This is a genomic window from Streptomyces sp. BI87 (assembly GCF_025957665.1).
GTDB lineage: Bacteria > Actinomycetota > Actinomycetes > Streptomycetales > Streptomycetaceae > Streptomyces > Streptomyces albidoflavus.
On sequence record NZ_CP110079.1, the window covers coordinates 6,474,626 to 6,489,151 of the forward strand.

Below are 14,526 nucleotides of genomic sequence, written 5' to 3' on the forward strand. Positions count from 1 at the left end.
CGCCACACTGGCCGCCGACAGCCACGGAGTCGGCGTGGCGGTGAGGAGACTTCCGATGGCGATTTCCGTTTCCGTGGCGCTGCTGCTCCTGATCCTGGCGGTGATCTTCATCCGCAGCGGCGGACTGAAGACCTCGCACGCGATCATCTGCGTCCTCCTCGGCTTCCTCCTCGCCGGAACCTCCGCCGCCCCGACCATCCACCACACCCTGGTCTCCACCGCCAACATGATCAACGGCGTGGGCAGATAGGGCAGGTGGCCCCCGGCCACGATGCCTGGACGCCGCGGCCGGGGGAGTGGGTCACACGCTGCGGTGGGCACCCGGCAGCGCGGCACCGAAGTGGGCCTTCGGGTGGTCGCCGCGGCCGGTGATCCCGAAGCTCTTGCCGCAGAGGTTGACGGAGCCGGCGGTGACCGGTCCGGCGGCGGAGCCCCGCGCGCTCCAGACGCACCCGTCACTGTTCTCCGCTGGGACACCCACCAGTGCTTCCGCCCTTCCGTCCTTGGTCAGGTCGGCCAGGTGCACGGTGGAGCCGAACGCGTCGTCCTTCTCGGCCGCCCCCGGGATCCCGGTGGTGCTCTGGTTGTACGCCACCGAACCCGCCCCGCTCAGACCGCTCTTGGCGCCGCGCAGGAGGACCGCCGCCCCCGCCCACTCCAGCTTCCCGATCGCCTCGCCGGGCACGCCCACGAGCACGTCGGCGATGCCGTCCCCGTCGGCGTCGCCGAGGCTGAGTGAGGCGCCGAACAGGTCACCGCGCTCGGCCGCACCGGGGACGCCGGGGGAGTCCTGGTGGATCACGGTGGGCCGCTGGTCGGCGGTGATGCCGTCAGGGCCGCCGTACAGCACCTGGATCTCCCCGCCGAGGTGTGCCGCGTCGGGCGATCCCGCCACCGAGGGGTCCTCCGCGATGCCCGTGACCAGGTCACCGAAGCCGTCGCCGTTCACATCGCCGACCCGGCCGCGGTGACCGTCGGCCAGCGGCAGCCGCACGGGCTCGTTGGCGAGTGGCTTGCCCGGGACGGGGGGCCCGTTGTCGAGCCGCACCGGCCCGCGGTAGTCGTCCCGGGTCGACCCCAGGAGCCAGAAGCGCTCCGCCCGGCCGTCACGGTCCACGTCACCCATGGCCACACCCCGCACGCCCCCGAGGCGCCCCTCCAGGTACCGCGAGACCGGCTTGCCGTCCCGGGTGAAGGGCCCCGTGTACGCGGCCGCCTCACAGAGCGAGGCCACCGCCAGTTCGGGCGCGCCGTCCCCGTCCATGTCGCCCGAGGCCACCTCCCGCCCGAAATGGCAGTACTCCCTGCCCTCGCCGTACCCCGGCGGCGGCGCGATGCTCGCCCCGCCGGACAGCCCGCCGGGGCCGCCCCACACCACGGAGACCGTGCCCCGCGACGCGAATCCCGCCGCGTCCTCACGCGGGGTCCCCCACGATCAGGTCCGCGTACCCGTCCCGGTCCAGGTCGGCGGAGGTGACGCTCTGCCCGAACCCGTCGTGCGCCTCCGGAGTCCCGGGAACTCCCGCCGTCGCCTGGGTGACATAGGTGTACCGGGCTGGGCCGACCGAGGAGGCCGAACCGTGGAGGACGACGACCGCCCCCGCCCCCTCCACCGTGCCGTAAGGCGCCCACGGCGCACCGATCGCGACGTCGCGATACCCGTCACCGTCGAAGTCGTCCTGGACGGTCGCGGTGTTGGCGCCCTTGTACGGGGCGCCGACAGCCGCCGAGGCCGGAGCGACGGGGACCAGTGTGGCGGCCGCGAGCGCGGTGAGCACGGCCGTGGCCGCGGTGGATCTGAGCAACAGGAGCTCACGGGCGAGGAACGGGACGGAGTGGTGTGGATGATCATGTGACGCGCGAGACCGACGCCGAGTTGTAGGCCGCCGGGCTCCCGGCTACCCCGTACGCTTCCCCAGCCGCTCCGCGAGCCACTCCGCGAACCCCGTCAGCCGGTCCCGCTCCGGACCGCCCCTCGCCCTCCTGAAGCCGTGGCGACGCCCCCAGAACAGCGCCTGCACGAGCAGGAGTTGAGCCCAGCGCGCCACCCGGTCGCGATCGAGCCCGGCGGCCTCCGCGAAGACCGCGAGGGCGCGGTGGGCGTCCTTGAGAGGGGCGGCCGAGGAGAGCAGCGCCGGCGTGCGTGTCTTGAGCAGGGTGCCGCCGTCGTACGCCGGGTCGCCCGCCAGGCCCTTCGGGTCGACGGTCAGCCAGGGTTCGCGGTCGGCGCGCAGGATGTTCCGGGGATGCAGGTCCCCGTGGACCATGGTGGCCTGCCGGTACCGTGCCGCCTCGCGCACCGTCGCCAGGGCGGCGTCCAGGGTGTGGCCGGGGAGCGCGTGCGGCACCTCGGCCGCGTCCTTGAGCAGCTGCGCCTCCCAGCCGGCGGCGTGCTCCCACAGCCCGGGCAGGCCGGGCGGGGCCGGAACGGCCAGCCGACGGCTCAGCAGCCCCGCGACCCTCGCCACCTCGTCCCCGTCGGCGACCTCGGCGAGGCTCGACGCTCCGGCGCGCTCCAGCAGCATCGCGTACCGCGCGTCGTCCCGCTCGTGCAGCAGCACCGCTCCGTGTCCTCCCCAGACGGCGAAGGCGTCCGGTTCGTGGACGTTGCCCGGGTGGGGGAACGACACCTTGATCACGCCGGGCGCACCACCCGCCGCCCTGCGCACCGGGACCACCAGGCCGACTCCGCCGTGCAGCACCTCACCCTCGGGCACGCACTCCCACCGCTCCAGCAGTCCCGCCACGATCCCCGGCAGCCCGGCGAGCCACGCGGACCCGGCGTCGCTCTCGCGGGCCACGGTGGTCCGGACGAACTCGGGAGGAAGGGGGATCATGCGGTCATGATAGAGCGTCGCAGGGCTGGGGGGAGGATGAACTGCACCGACCCCGGGCCCGGTTCGGGCTCAGCCGAGGGTCCCGGTCGTGCCGTCGGTGAGTTCCCGGAGGATGTCCGCGTGCCCGGCGTGCCGGGCGGTCTCCTCGATCATGTGGGTGAGAATCCAGCGCAGCGACACCTGGCCGAGCTCCTCGTGCGGCACCACATGGCCGAGCGGGTACCCGGCCGCGCTCTCCCGCGACCGGGCGCAGGCCGCCTCGTACGCGGCGACCAGTCCGGCGACCGTCTCCTCCTCGCCGACCGCGAACGAGACCTCAGGCTCGGGCAGGGCCGAGGGCCGCTGCCCGAGGATGCGCACGAACCAGTTGTGCTCGACCAGCGCCAGGTGTTTCAGCAGCCCGGCCACCGTGGTCGACGAGGGCACGTGGCGCTGCCGTGCCTGCTCATCCGTCAGCCCGGCGGCCTTGCGCCGCACGACACCCCGCTGGAATTCGAGGAAGGTCTCCAGCACCTCGCGTTCGCCACCCGCCACGGACCCGTCACGGCCAGGACATCGGCATCCGTCATGCGCCCACGCTGCCAGGGGAGGCGGCCGGTGCCAAGGGTGCGGTGCGCGACATCCCGTGAGGTCCCGTGACGCGCGGGCCTCGGCAGGGCTGGCGGACGGCACCGTTCGCCGAAGCGTTCCGGCTCGACGAGTAGACCGCGATGCGCTGCGGCTCACGGCGGCACGTCATGGCTGCTCGATCACTACCAGGGAACACCGCGTCGTGCGGCCTGGCAGCAGGACCAACCAACGGCAGCACCGGACGCAACCCGCGCGGAGCAACCTCGCCGCTGCTTCATCAACGGCGACAGAGGGTGTCGGGTTTACGGCCGACGATGGACGTATGCGCGAAACCCCGGAAGAACTCGACCAGCTCCAGTCCCTCCTCGACTCCTCCCTCTCCGGCTCGACCGCACACCTCCGCTCGATCGTCGAGGGCCGCACCATCACGGCGCCACAGCTCACCGGGGTCCTCACCGGCATGTGCACGCTCGCCCTCTCCACGGTGACCGCGAAGGGCGAACCGCGGATCAGCGGCGCCGACGGTCACTTCCTGCACGGCCGGTGGCACTTCGGCACGGCGCGCAACGCCGCCAAGGCCCGTCATCTCGCGGCCCGCCCGGCCGCCAGCGTCGCGCACATGCGCGGCGAGGACCTCGGCGTGTTCACCCACGGCACGGTGGAGGAGCTGAACCCCGAGAACGCCCGGACCACGGCCGACTGGCAGGAACTCCTCGCCTACCTGAAGAATTTCTACGACGACGACGCCTTCGACTGGAACCGCGAGGTCGTCAGACGTCGCGTGGGCTGACGATCTTGCCGGGACCAGGCCGGCGGTGGGAGACGACACCCGTCCGCGGGTGCGGCCCTTCAGCAGGCGGGGCAGGGGCCGGGCGGTACCGGCATCCCCGTACACGGTCTCGACCACGTAGTCCTCACCGAGCCTGCCCGCGGCGGAGGGCCTTGGGCCGGGCGCCCTTCGCCCTGACCGGGCCGTGGCGTCCGGGCGACGTCCAGGTCCCCGATGTTCGCGCCTGGGACCTCCTCCGCCCGGCCCGAGGTCTCGTCGCGCATCCGCCACAGGGCCTTCTCCCGGAGGCGCACCTCGCGATGGGCGATCAGCCGGTCGACGACAGCCGTCTTCGGGCGGGCCGTGGGCTCGGAGTCCGGCACCGCCAGCCGCTTCGTCCAGGCCGGGGCCCGGACCGTTCAGCGCCCCTCGGCCACCAGCCGCCCGAGCGCCCACGCCGCCACCGGCCGGTACAGCACCACGACGGGCAGCGGACCCGAGACGGTCAGCCGGGTGCCGCTGCCGCCCCCGGGCGCGGCCGTCACCTCGTGGCAGAGCCGGAGCGCCAGCGGCCCCAGCCCGACGCGCCACGTCCACCTCCGCTGCTCCTCGTCCACCTGCTCCACGGTGAACCGGACCCGTACCCCGGCGTACGAGAAGACCCGCCCGCACACCCCCGGCGCGATCCGGCCGGCCTCCGTCTCCACCCGCCTGATGTGCGGGGCCCAGCGCGACCAGAGGGCGGGCCGGGCGTACCTCTCCCACACGGTCTCCGGCGCGGCGGGGCCCGCACGAGTCACGGTGCGGGTCGCCATGGTGTCCGCCTCACGCCCGTTCCCTCTCTGCCATGGCCGGCTCCTACGGTGCGGTTCCGGCCCTTGCCCCCGAGGACAGCACGCCCGGCCGGACCCGGCCATCGGAGGGCGTCTCACCCGGGGTCCGCGTACGGGGGGGGGAGCACCCGCGCCGACCTCTTCCGACGGGCCGGGAAACGTCTCTGTGACCGGACCGGCACGCCTTCTTCACCCGCCGTCGCGTTCGAAACCTCGGCCTCGGGATACCCGCCCCCGTACCCCCTCCCCACACCGCCAGGGAGTCACCGTGGCCCTCGTCGCCGTTCTGCTGCCGCTCGTCCTGCTCGGCGCCCTGCTCGCGCTCGGCTGGTACGAGGAGCTGATGCTCGGCCCGCCCCGGCGCCGGGTACGGCATCTGAGGCTGGTCCCCGATCCGGTGGACGAACCGGCTCAGGCCGCTCCCGCCGAGGCCGCGCCGGCCCGGCGGCACGCCGCCTGAGCAGACCGGTCACCCCACCGGCGTCCCGCGCGGCGGACTCGCCTCCGGGCAGCGCACCGTGCCCGGCTCGACCCGGATCGCCAGGCCCGGCGTGGTGAGGAAGCCCGGGATCTGGATGTCCTGGGTCAGGGCGTCGATGGAGTGGAACTTGGCGTAGTCGGCCCGCAGCCCGAACCGGTCCGGCCCGCTGCCGAGACCGCCCGAGGGGCCCTTCCCGTCCGCCCCCGCCGCCGACCCGTTCACATTGATGTCGACCACACCGTCCAGGTCGAGCACCCCGTCCGCCGAGACCAGGTCGATGACGGTCTCCCCGGTCCGCACCTCCCACGTCGCCGGGTCGTCGTCCCCCAGCTCCAGCACGATCGAGTACGGCACCCCCAGCACCTCCTGCTGCCGGCTCAGGCAGAGCCCGTTCACCCGGCCCTCCCGGAACCCCATCCGCAGCACCGGCACGCTCCCCGCCGGCCCGTCCGCCCGGGTCACCGGCTGGTCCACGGTGGCCGCCGCGTAGGCCGTCCCGTACAGGCTGCTCGTCGTCAGCTGGAGCGGCTTCTCCTGAGCGCGGAAGTCCACCGCCAGCGCCCCCGTCCCCAGCTGCCACAGCAGCGCCCCGGCGGCGGCCGCCGCGGGGACGGTCAGCAGCGGTGTCCGGCGCCAGTGGGTCCGTCCCTCGCGCCGCTCCGGCCGGCCGCTCACGGTGCCACCGAGATCGAACCGGGCAGGTGCACCGGGTTGTTGGTGCTGCCGAGGCCAGGGCGGTTGCCGGTGGCGCGGATGGCGTAGATCGTCCCGTCGAAGTCCGAGGCTCCGGCGGTCAGCGGGATCACCGAACCGAAGGCGTTCAGCAGGCCTTGCACGCCGCAGATGCGGATGACGACATTGAGGCAGACCTGGTGGATGTCGCCCCACATCACCGTCTCCTGCGGCTGGAACAGCCCGTCGTAGCCGCCGAGCGCCCCCCGGTCGGGCACGTCGATGGTGACCTCGGGCCCGCCGTCGCTGCCGGGGTGGACCACCTTCATGTGGTCCTTCACCACCAGCTGGCTGAAGGTGTAACGGGTCGTCACCCGGGTGGTGCCGTCGGCGAGCCGGATCGTCACGTCGTTCTTCACCCGCATCGACCTGGCCACCATCTCGTCGATCGTGACGCGCAGCGGCTGCGGCGAGGGGAGGAACGGCGCGTCACTGCCGGGCGGCGCCGGCTCCGCCCGCCACAGCGACCCGGCCGCCTCGGCCACCCGGCCCGGGCCCACCGCCGACCCGGCCACCACGGTCAGCACCGTCACCACCCACAGCGCCCGTTTCAGGCGCGGGCGCCTCACGCCGCCTCCCCGGAACCGGAACCGGAACGGGCGGCGGTACGGCGTTCCCGGCGGGCGGGGCGCTTGGGCCCCCAGCCGACCATCATCGAACCGCCCAGCACCCCCAGCACCATTCCGAGCAGGAACCCGCCCAGGTTGGAGGCGACCAGCGAGACCACCGCGAGGACCGCCCCGATGATGCCGAAGGTGTACCGCTGCTGCGGCGCGGCCAGCGGGACCAGGCCGCTCAGGATCATCCCGCCGCCCAGCAGGTACCCGGCGATCCCGTCGAACCCGGTGCTCACCACCAGCCGCATCGGCGCCAGGGAGAACTTCAGCACCGTCCACCCGCCCGCCACCAGCCACACCCCGCCCCAGAACGGCCGGGTCCGCCGGAACGACCGGAACCAGGCCCGCCCCCGCCCCAGCCCGGCCAGAACCCGGGCACCCCGGGCCGCGGACCCCGCCCCGCCGTCCTCCGTCCGTACGCGCTCCGTGGCGGCCCCGTCCGCCACCGCCCGGCTCAGCACGACCTCGCCGGTCCCGGGACGACGCGCAGATTCAGCCCGGGCAGCTCCATCGACCCGGCGATCTCCGCCGCGTGCGCCCTGGCGTCGAGGCCCCGCAGCGAGATGGAGGCCCCGCCCTCGCCACCCGCCGAACCCAGCCCGAAGCCGCCCGGCTGCGCCCCGGCCAGCGGCTCGCCCGCCACCTCGACCTGGTCGGCGGACTGGCCGATGACGGTGTTCTCCAGCCGGGTCGTGCCGAGCGACTTGAGCCCCGTCGCCTGGAGGTACAGGTTCTTCGCCGCGATGTCGGGCGTGAAACCGCCGTCCGAGCCGCCCTTCACCTCCTGGCCCGCCGTCAGCAGCAGGCTGTACGGCAGCCCCGCGAAGCTCTGGTGGACCACGCCGCACAGCCCCGCCAGCCGCGCCTCGGAGAAGCCGACCCGCGTCATCCCGGTGTCCGTGCGGGTCTTCCCGTCGGGGCCGCCGAGCGCCGGCGTGTTGACGATCAGCCCGAACCCGTCGCCGGCCACGCCGTTGGAGGTCAGGGTGAACGGCTGGTGGGTGACGTTGAACCCGGCGGCGAGCGCCCCGCCCGCCAGCGCGCTGCCGAGCGCGCCGATGGCGACCACCGCGGGGAGGGCGGCCAGCGTGCTGCGGCCCCAGCGGGTACCGCGCCGGGTCTCGTCCGCGTCCTCGGCCAGCATCCGCTCGTTCCAGGCGGCGGCCTGCCGCGCCCCCGCCGTACGCAGACGGCCGAGACGGGAGGCGGTGGAGCGCCAGGGGTCGCTGAGTTTCATGGTGAGGCTCCAGTCGGTCGCGGGTGTCCGCCCGGGAGCGGTCACCCGGAGGGGGAGGGGAGAGGTGCCGTCAGGCGGCGGGCTCGGCCGACCGGCCGCCGGGCTCCCGCCGACGGGCGAACAGGTGGCGTCCCGCCCTGCGTTCGGGACGTTCCGGCAGCCAGCCGAAGGCCATCGACCCGCCCAGTACGGCGAGGACCATGCCGATCACCAGCCCGCCGAGATTGGTCAGCGGGAACGAGGCCACGCCGACGACGACGGCCACGATCCCCGCCGCGTACCGCTGCCCCGGCATCAGCAGGATCAGCAGGGCCATCGCCATCAGCAGCGCGCCCGCCGCCATCCCCGCCACCCCGCCGATCCCCACCTGGAGGATGCGGCCGAGCGGAGCCAGCGGGAGGAAGAGGATGACGAAGCCGCCGAGCCCCGTCCACAGCGCACCCCAGAACGGCCGTGACCGTCGCCAGGTGCGGAAGGTGGTACGGGCGCGGGCGGCCGGGCCGGGCGACTTCGCGGTGGCCGGGGTTTCGGGTGTCATGGATGACCTCGCAGTGCCTGAGCCGGGATGCGGAGGGTGGCGGCGTGCGGCTCAGCAGCTCTTGTCGCCGTGCGCCAGGCCGATGGTGAGGTCGGGCAGGGTGATGGTTCCGGAGAGCGTCGCGCCGTTGGCGTCGGCGTGCAGGTGCCGGATGTCGGTGAGGCCGCCGGTGGCGTCCAGGCCGAACTGGCCGGGGACGCCGTCCTTGATGCCGGCCCCGCGCATGGTGGGGCTGTCGGCCGCCGCGCCGATGACGTTGGGACTGGACTCGGAGGCGTTCAGCTTCGCCTGGGCGGCCTTCACCGCCTGTGCGTCGAGCACCAGCTTGTTGGCCTGGAGCCCCTTGCCGGAGGCCAGATCGCCGGTGGTGAGCGGCGTTTTCGCCTCCGGTGAGGAGATGTTCAGCGACCAGGTGCCGAGGTCGCCGACGACCGGCAGCCCGATCTTCTGCGCGGCGTGCACGCAGATGCCGTCGAGTCCGGCCTTCGGGATGCCCACGGACGTCGCGGTGGTGTTCTTGCCGGTGTCCACCGTGGTCAGCGCGGCCGCGATCCCGCCCGGCGCGGCGACCGTCTTCGAGGACAGTGTGAACGGGACGTTGGTCAGGGAGAGGTTGGCCGCCAGCGCGCCCTGGAGCATCGCCGCGGCCATCCCCGCCACCGCCAGGCCCGCCGGCGCGGCCAGGACCACCGATCTGCGCCAGCGGGTGACGCCTCCGGATGCGTCTCGCATGTGCTCTCCGTCCGTCAGCCGCGCTCCGCGCGGACCGGGCTGTGGCCGTGGCGGGGCAGGCGCGGAAAGGCCCGGCGCGCCCCGGTGTGCACGGCACATGACATTCGTGCGCTACGTGTCTGAGAATTGGACACCTTGTCAGTAGGTGTCAATACCGTTGCACGGGATGGTTCCGGCGGCCGACGCCCTCGCCTTGATCGCGAACAGCCTTAGTGCGCCCGGTAGTTGGGGGATGCCGCCGCGCGCCGGCAGGAGTCGTAGGATCGGCTGATGGTGAGGTTTCGGGAGACGGTGCGGTCCCTGCTGCGCGAGCGGCTGCTGGACGCCGCGTACGAACTGGTCGCAGAGAAGGGGTTCGAGCGGCTGCGGATGTCGCAGCTCGCCGTCGCCGTCGGTGTCAGCCGGCAGACCGTCTACAACGAACTCGGCTCCAAGGACGCCGTGGGCGAGGCGCTGTTCCAGCGCGAGGTGGAGCGGTGCATGCTCGGCATCGAACAGCGCCTCGACCAGCACCGCGACGACCTGCGCGCGGCGGTCGCCGAGGCCGTGGAGTTCACCCTCACCCTGGCCGCCCGCAACCCACTGGTCCGCGCCATGCTCACCGGCGGCATCGACAGCGGCCTGCTGCGCTACCTCACCACCAGCTCCGAGGCGGCCTTCGTCACCGCCGAGGGCGCCGCCGACGCCTACGTCGCCGAGACCTGGCCCGGGATCGACCCCGCCTCCCGCGGCCTGGCCGTCGAGGCGGCCGTCCGCCTCACCGCCAGCCACGTCATGCAGGCCGACACCACCCCGCAGGAGTCGGCCCGCCGCATCGCCGAATGCGTCGCCCGGATCGCCGGACCCACCAGCTGACCTGGCGCGCTCACACCTCGCGCGAGGGGCGCAGCCGCACCCCGGCGTCGACAGGACCCGCCGACGAGAGCGGCCACGTCCGCATCCACACCCGGCCGGAGACGGCGTCCAGGTCGGCCCAGCCGTAGGTCCGCGCGTCGTCCGAGCGGTCGGCGTGGTCACCGAGGAAGAAGAACTTCCCCTTCGGCACCGTCCGCGCGGCCGGGACCGTCGAGCGCCTGCCGTCGGCGGCGCAGCACGGGGTCACCAGACCGGCGTCGGCCGCGCCCGGCACCGTGAACTCGTACCACCGTTCGGCGCCCGCCCGCCGCACCAGGACCCGCTGGTGGCCCTGCTGGGGCCCGGGCGCGATCCGCACCTGGTCGCCGGGGAGCGCCACCACCCGCTTGACCAGCAGGACGTCCCGTCCCGGGGTCCGCATCAGGACCACGTCGAAGCGGCCGACCTCGCCCGACCGCACCGGCAGCGGCAGCACCCGTTCGCCGTCGTGCAGGGTCGGCTCCATGCTGTCGCCGTCGATCCGCACACTCAGCACCGCCGTCGCGGCGAGCGCCAGCACCACGAGCCCGCCCAGCACCGCCACCACGATCCCCGCCACGCGCCGTCCCCGGCCGCCACCCGCGGGTTCCGCCGGTTCCGCAAGGTCACCCGTCGTCACCGGCCCGCCCCTTCGCCCCTGCCGCCGGCCCTCCGGGCACGTCCCGGGGCCGCCATCTCACCCAGGAGTATGGACCGGGCCCCCGCGTGCCCGCTCAACTCTGCGGCGGCCGGACCGGGACCACCGGCCCCGCCGGCCCCCGCGCCTCCCAGTCGGCCCGGCCGCCCGGCCCGAGCACCCCGGTCATCTCCCGCAGCTCCTCCGCCGACAGCCCCCGCAGACTCCGCCGGGAGACGCGCGAGACGACCATCGGCAGCACCGGCCGCACAGGCTGGATCAGCCGCAGCCACCACGGCGCGTACACGCTCGCCGCCCGCCGCTCGATCCCCCGCACCAGCCACCCGGCGACCTGCTCGGGCGAGTGCACCCTGCTCCCCGGACCCGGCTGGTGCGCGCGCAGCTCCCGCAGCACGGGATGGGCCTCCAGCCCCTCGATCATCCCGGTGCCCGTCCAGTGCAGATAGGCGATCCCCACCCCGACCCCCTCGGGCTCCATCTCCGTCCGCAGCGCCTGCGCGTACGACTCGACGCCCGCCTTCGACGCGCAGTACGCGCTCATCAGCGGCGCCGACCCGAACGCCGCTGTCGACGCCACCTGGAGCAGGTACCCCCGGGTCCGTACGAGCTGCGGCAGGAAGGCGCGGGCGGTGGCCGCGCTGCCCAGGAGGTTGACGGCGATCACCCGGTCCCACAGCGCGGCCTCCGTGGTGGCGAAGGGCCCCGCCGCCGCGATGCCCGCATTGGCCACCACCACCGAGGCCGGCCCCATCCGCTCGGCCACGCTGCGGGCGGCGCCCCGCAGAGCCGCCTCGTCGGTCACGTCGACCTCCAGCGAGCAGGACTCGGTGGGCAGCGACCGCGCCACCGCCTCCAGCGTCGCCAGCTCCCGCCCGAGCAACGCGACCCGGAGCCCTCGCTCCGCCAGCCGCCGCGCCGTCGCCGCCCCCACACCGCGCGCGGCCCCCGTCACCACCGCGACCCGCCCGGCCCCGTCCATGCCCGCCCTCCTCAGCCGCACCGGGGCGCGCGCCACGCCACCGTATTCCGGTCAGTCGACCACGCGGGCCCCACGGCGGCACGGCCGGATGGTGCCACCGGGTGAGCGGGGCCGAGGTACCTCCGCCCCCGGCCCGTACACCTCCGGTGCCACCCGGACCACCCGCGTAGCACTTGAGGAGGACGCCCCCGCCCCCATGGCGGAGGAGATCGCTCCGTTGCCGGAACCGCCCACGCCCGCAGGCGTCTTGGCCAGTGTCAAGATCGGCAGCGAGTGGACCGGAGGTGGACCTGATGGCAGGTCTGGCGGAGCAGGTGGCGACCCCGGAGGCGGGCGGGGCGGGCAAGGCGTCGGCGCCCGAGTACCAGGGGGCGCTCGGCGCCCTGTCGGTGAACGCGTCCCTGACCGACGTGCTCGCCCGTGGCGTCGAGGAGTTGCGCGCCGCCGAGGCGGCCGGGGACCTGAAGGAGACGGCCCGCTGCCACCTGGCCGTCGCGGAGGCCAGCCGGCGGCTCGGCAGGACCGCCGAGGCCGACCGGGCGTGGAAGGCCAGCTACCGCACGGCCCGCGCGGCAGGCCACGCCGGAGCCATGGCCTGGGCCCTGTGGAGCGGCGGCACCCTGGCCCGCCAGCGCGGCGCCTTCCGCCTCGCCTACCGGCTGCTGGCCCTCGCCGCCGAGTGGGGCGAGCGCGGCGGCGACGTCGTCGTCCGCGGCTACTCCCTCGCCGGACTCGCCGAGACCGGCCGCATCCAGGGCGACTACGCGGCCGTCGAGGAACTCCACGAACAACTGCTGGCCGAGGCCCGCCGGCGCGGCGAGGCCCGCCACACCGTCTGGGCCCTGGAAGGCATCGCCCAGATGCACCGCAACACCGGCGCCTACGACCGCGCCCACGCCCTCTTCGCGGAGGCCGCCGAGATCGCCGAGCGCGCCGAGGACCACCGGGGCTGGGCCTGGGCCCTGCGCGGCATGGCCGACGTGGTCTCCGTACGCGACGGCGACGTGGCACAGGCCCTCTCGCTCCTCACCCGCGCCGAGGCCGCCTGCCGGGCGATGGACCTGCGCGGCGCGCTCGCCTTCAACCACAAGATGCGCGGCAACGTCCTCTACCGCGCCGGCCGCTACGAGGAGGCCCGCGACCTGTACACCCAGGCGCTCGCCGAGTTCCGCGACATGACCGAACCCCGGGGGACCGCCCTCTCCCGCCTCGGACTGGCCAAGGCACGCGCCCGGCTGGGTCGCGACAGCGCCGAGACCGCCGCCGAACTCGCCATCCTGCGCGACCAGTTCAACCGCATCGGCCTCCACCACGCCCGCGAGATGGTGGACAAGGCGGCGGCCGAACTGGGCGTGGGGCCCCTGCCCGGCCCCGGGACGGCGGCGACCGCGACGCCGCCCGACGCCTACCGCACCGAGGCGCTGCGCGCCACCGACGTGGCGGGCCTGCGATGAGCCGCGCCGCCCGGACCGCGCCCCGCGCCCCCGAAGCCCCCCTCGCCGCCCCCGGCCGGCCCTTCGCCCGGCCTCCGGCCGACACCGCCCGGGCCGACGCCGTCCTCGCACGCTGCCGGGAACTGACCCACCCGGCCCTCGTCGACGCCGTCGGACAGCTCGACCCGTGGACCGGGCGGATGGCCGCCTACGCCCTCGGCTGGCGCGACGCCGGCGGCGCCCCCGACCCCACCGGTTCAGGCGGCAAGGGCCTGCGGCAGGCCCTCGCCGTGCTCTCCGCCGAAGCCGCCGGCGCCGACGGCGCCACGGCCCTGCCCGCGGCGGTCGCCGTCGAACTGGTGCACACCTTCTCCCTGCTGCACGACGACATCATGGACGGCGACCCGCTGCGCCGCCGCCGGCCGGCCGTCTGGCGCGCCTACGGCGTCGGCCCCGCCGTCCTGGCCGGCGACGCCCTGCACGCCCTCGCCGTACAGACCCTCGCCGAGGCCCCGGGGGAGCGGGCCCCGGCAGCCGTCCGCCACCTCAGCCGCAGCCTGACCGCCCTCGTCCGGGGCCAGGCCGACGACCTGCGGTTCGAGGAACTCCCCTGGACGGGACCCGACGCCCCCGGCCTCGCGGCGTACCGCGCCATGGCCGAGCAGAAGACCGGCGCCCTGCTGGGCTGCGCCGCCGCCCTCGGCGCCGAACTGGGCGGCGCGCCCGGCGCGACCGTCACCGCTCTGGACCGGGCCGGCCGCCACCTCGGCGTCGCCTTCCAGGCCGTGGACGACCTGCTCGGCATCTGGGGCGACCCCGCGCTGACCGGCAAACCCGTCCACAGCGACCTGCGGCAGCGCAAGAAGACCCACCCCGTCCTCGCCGCGCTGGCCGGAGCCGGCCCCGCCCGCCGTGAACTGGCCGCCCTCCTGGACTCCGCCGAGCCCCTGGAGGGCCCGCGGGCCGCTTACGCCGCCTCCCTCGTGGACGAGGCCGGGGGCCGCGCCGCCACCCGCGCCGAGGCGAGCACGCACCTGGAGGCGGCCCGTACCTGTCTCGCGGCCACCCGGCCCGCCCCGGCGGCCGCCCGCGACCTGGACGCCCTCGTCGGCTCCCTCCTCGACCGCGCCTGGTGAGGGCTCCCGCCAGCCCGTGCGCAGTCGGCCCGCCTCCCGCACGATGGACGTATCCGGCGGCCGCAGGACGGCGGTGGCCGGCACACCAGACCCTGACGCGA

The 14,526-nt window shown here is 74.9% G+C and carries 19 protein-coding genes and 1 pseudogene; 6 read left to right on the plus strand and 14 right to left on the minus strand.

The features are described 5' to 3' along the window. Positions 1-55 precede the first annotated feature (55 nt). Positions 56-250 carry a hypothetical protein gene (locus OIM89_RS29080; RefSeq protein WP_023420815.1) on the plus strand — a complete coding sequence of 65 codons (195 nt, stop codon included), beginning with the start codon at positions 56-58 and terminating at the stop codon, positions 248-250. 51 nt (positions 251-301) lie between these two features. Here the strand turns inward: OIM89_RS29080 and OIM89_RS29085 are convergent, their stop codons facing one another. From OIM89_RS29085 to OIM89_RS29100, 4 genes are all read right to left on the minus strand, one after another. After that, positions 302-1,375, minus strand: coding sequence for a VCBS repeat-containing protein (locus tag OIM89_RS29085; RefSeq protein WP_226964913.1), 1,074 nt, complete (start codon positions 1,373-1,375; stop codon positions 302-304). A gap of 40 nt (positions 1,376-1,415) precedes the next feature. After that, entirely contained in the window at positions 1,416-1,805 is a 390-nt protein-coding gene (locus OIM89_RS29090) for an FG-GAP-like repeat-containing protein (RefSeq protein ID WP_226964912.1), read from the minus strand. Positions 1,806-1,898: 93 nt separating this feature from the next. After that, on the minus strand, positions 1,899-2,837 hold the full coding sequence (locus OIM89_RS29095; RefSeq protein WP_226964911.1) for an aminoglycoside phosphotransferase family protein: 939 nt from the start codon (positions 2,835-2,837) through the stop codon (positions 1,899-1,901). Between the two features lie 69 nt (positions 2,838-2,906). After that, positions 2,907-3,371, minus strand: a complete 465-nt coding sequence (locus OIM89_RS29100; protein ID WP_226964910.1) for a DinB family protein — start codon at positions 3,369-3,371, stop codon at positions 2,907-2,909. 358 nt (positions 3,372-3,729) lie between these two features. Between OIM89_RS29100 and OIM89_RS29105 the strand changes: the two genes are divergently transcribed. Further along, entirely contained in the window at positions 3,730-4,197 is a 468-nt protein-coding gene (locus OIM89_RS29105; protein WP_226964909.1) for a pyridoxamine 5'-phosphate oxidase family protein, read from the plus strand. Here the strand turns inward: OIM89_RS29105 and OIM89_RS29110 are convergent. Next, positions 4,181-4,583: pseudogene (locus tag OIM89_RS29110) on the minus strand (site-specific integrase); the annotation flags it as partial. The gene OIM89_RS29105 and the pseudogene OIM89_RS29110 overlap by 17 nt on opposite strands. A gap of 12 nt (positions 4,584-4,595) precedes the next feature. After that, complete coding sequence (locus tag OIM89_RS29115) at positions 4,596-4,991, minus strand: SRPBCC family protein (RefSeq protein WP_030699000.1); 396 nt, start codon at positions 4,989-4,991, stop codon at positions 4,596-4,598. Positions 4,992-5,277: 286 nt separating this feature from the next. Here OIM89_RS29115 and OIM89_RS29120 point away from each other — a divergent pair, with 286 nt between their 5' ends. Further along, the gene (locus tag OIM89_RS29120; protein WP_047467494.1) at positions 5,278-5,469 is read left to right on the plus strand and encodes a hypothetical protein; all 192 of its coding nucleotides are present in this window, start codon (positions 5,278-5,280) and stop codon (positions 5,467-5,469) included. A gap of 9 nt (positions 5,470-5,478) precedes the next feature. On the opposite strand, the gene OIM89_RS29125 is transcribed toward OIM89_RS29120, so the two are convergent. The 6 genes from OIM89_RS29125 to OIM89_RS29150 form a co-directional block, all read right to left on the minus strand. After that, positions 5,479-6,165, minus strand: a complete 687-nt coding sequence (locus OIM89_RS29125) for a DUF6230 family protein (RefSeq protein WP_217466273.1) — start codon at positions 6,163-6,165, stop codon at positions 5,479-5,481. Further along, a complete protein-coding gene (locus OIM89_RS29130) occupies positions 6,162-6,791 on the minus strand; it encodes a hypothetical protein (RefSeq protein ID WP_030699003.1) in 630 nt (209 codons plus the stop codon). The genes OIM89_RS29125 and OIM89_RS29130 overlap by 4 nt, the downstream gene beginning before the upstream one ends. Next, positions 6,788-7,300: a DUF6114 domain-containing protein gene (locus OIM89_RS29135; protein WP_030699004.1), complete on the minus strand. Its 513-nt coding sequence runs from the start codon at positions 7,298-7,300 to the stop codon at positions 6,788-6,790. Before OIM89_RS29135 ends, OIM89_RS29130 begins: the two co-directional genes overlap by 4 nt. After that, positions 7,294-8,076, minus strand: coding sequence for a DUF6230 family protein (locus tag OIM89_RS29140; protein WP_195731378.1), 783 nt, complete (start codon positions 8,074-8,076; stop codon positions 7,294-7,296). Before OIM89_RS29140 ends, OIM89_RS29135 begins: the two co-directional genes overlap by 7 nt. Before the next feature lie 70 nt (positions 8,077-8,146). Beyond that, entirely contained in the window at positions 8,147-8,614 is a 468-nt protein-coding gene (locus OIM89_RS29145) for a DUF6114 domain-containing protein (protein WP_151170292.1), read from the minus strand. Positions 8,615-8,665: 51 nt separating this feature from the next. Further along, positions 8,666-9,346 carry a DUF6230 family protein gene (locus OIM89_RS29150; RefSeq protein WP_047467487.1) on the minus strand — a complete coding sequence of 227 codons (681 nt, stop codon included), beginning with the start codon at positions 9,344-9,346 and terminating at the stop codon, positions 8,666-8,668. 270 nt (positions 9,347-9,616) lie between these two features. Here OIM89_RS29150 and OIM89_RS29155 point away from each other — a divergent pair, with 270 nt between their 5' ends. Next, the gene (locus OIM89_RS29155; protein WP_030699008.1) at positions 9,617-10,201 is read left to right on the plus strand and encodes a TetR/AcrR family transcriptional regulator; all 585 of its coding nucleotides are present in this window, start codon (positions 9,617-9,619) and stop codon (positions 10,199-10,201) included. 10 nt (positions 10,202-10,211) lie between these two features. Here OIM89_RS29155 and lepB read toward each other — a convergent pair whose 3' ends face one another. Beyond that, positions 10,212-10,799: a signal peptidase I gene (lepB, locus tag OIM89_RS29160; protein WP_030699009.1), complete on the minus strand. Its 588-nt coding sequence runs from the start codon at positions 10,797-10,799 to the stop codon at positions 10,212-10,214. A gap of 154 nt (positions 10,800-10,953) precedes the next feature. After that, positions 10,954-11,856 carry an SDR family oxidoreductase gene (locus tag OIM89_RS29165; protein WP_264491739.1) on the minus strand — a complete coding sequence of 301 codons (903 nt, stop codon included), beginning with the start codon at positions 11,854-11,856 and terminating at the stop codon, positions 10,954-10,956. Positions 11,857-12,149: 293 nt separating this feature from the next. On the opposite strand from OIM89_RS29165, the gene OIM89_RS29170 reads away from it, so the two are divergent. Together OIM89_RS29170 and OIM89_RS29175 are read left to right on the plus strand one after the other, a co-directional pair. Next, a complete protein-coding gene (locus OIM89_RS29170; RefSeq protein WP_047467485.1) occupies positions 12,150-13,310 on the plus strand; it encodes a tetratricopeptide repeat protein in 1,161 nt (386 codons plus the stop codon). After that, a complete protein-coding gene (locus tag OIM89_RS29175) occupies positions 13,307-14,425 on the plus strand; it encodes a polyprenyl synthetase family protein (protein WP_264491740.1) in 1,119 nt (372 codons plus the stop codon). Before OIM89_RS29170 ends, OIM89_RS29175 begins: the two co-directional genes overlap by 4 nt. The last annotated feature ends 101 nt before the right edge of the window (positions 14,426-14,526 follow it).

Bases quoted from the DNA above. Each gene is read 5' to 3' on its own strand.
- OIM89_RS29080 (WP_023420815.1), top strand. From the start codon at position 56: ATGGCGATTTCCGTTTCCGTGGCGCTGCTGCTCCTGATCCTGGCGGTG.
- OIM89_RS29095 (WP_226964911.1), bottom strand. From the start codon at position 2,837: ATGATCCCCCTTCCTCCCGAGTTCGTCCGGACCACCGTGGCCCGCGAG.
- OIM89_RS29105 (WP_226964909.1), top strand. From the start codon at position 3,730: ATGCGCGAAACCCCGGAAGAACTCGACCAGCTCCAGTCCCTCCTCGAC.
- OIM89_RS29115 (WP_030699000.1), bottom strand. From the start codon at position 4,991: ATGGCGACCCGCACCGTGACTCGTGCGGGCCCCGCCGCGCCGGAGACC.
- OIM89_RS29140 (WP_195731378.1), bottom strand. From the start codon at position 8,076: ATGAAACTCAGCGACCCCTGGCGCTCCACCGCCTCCCGTCTCGGCCGT.
- OIM89_RS29145 (WP_151170292.1), bottom strand. From the start codon at position 8,614: ATGACACCCGAAACCCCGGCCACCGCGAAGTCGCCCGGCCCGGCCGCC.
- OIM89_RS29150 (WP_047467487.1), bottom strand. From the start codon at position 9,346: ATGCGAGACGCATCCGGAGGCGTCACCCGCTGGCGCAGATCGGTGGTC.
- OIM89_RS29155 (WP_030699008.1), top strand. From the start codon at position 9,617: ATGGTGAGGTTTCGGGAGACGGTGCGGTCCCTGCTGCGCGAGCGGCTG.
- OIM89_RS29165 (WP_264491739.1), bottom strand. From the start codon at position 11,856: ATGGACGGGGCCGGGCGGGTCGCGGTGGTGACGGGGGCCGCGCGCGGT.
- OIM89_RS29170 (WP_047467485.1), top strand. From the start codon at position 12,150: ATGGCAGGTCTGGCGGAGCAGGTGGCGACCCCGGAGGCGGGCGGGGCG.
- OIM89_RS29175 (WP_264491740.1), top strand. From the start codon at position 13,307: ATGAGCCGCGCCGCCCGGACCGCGCCCCGCGCCCCCGAAGCCCCCCTC.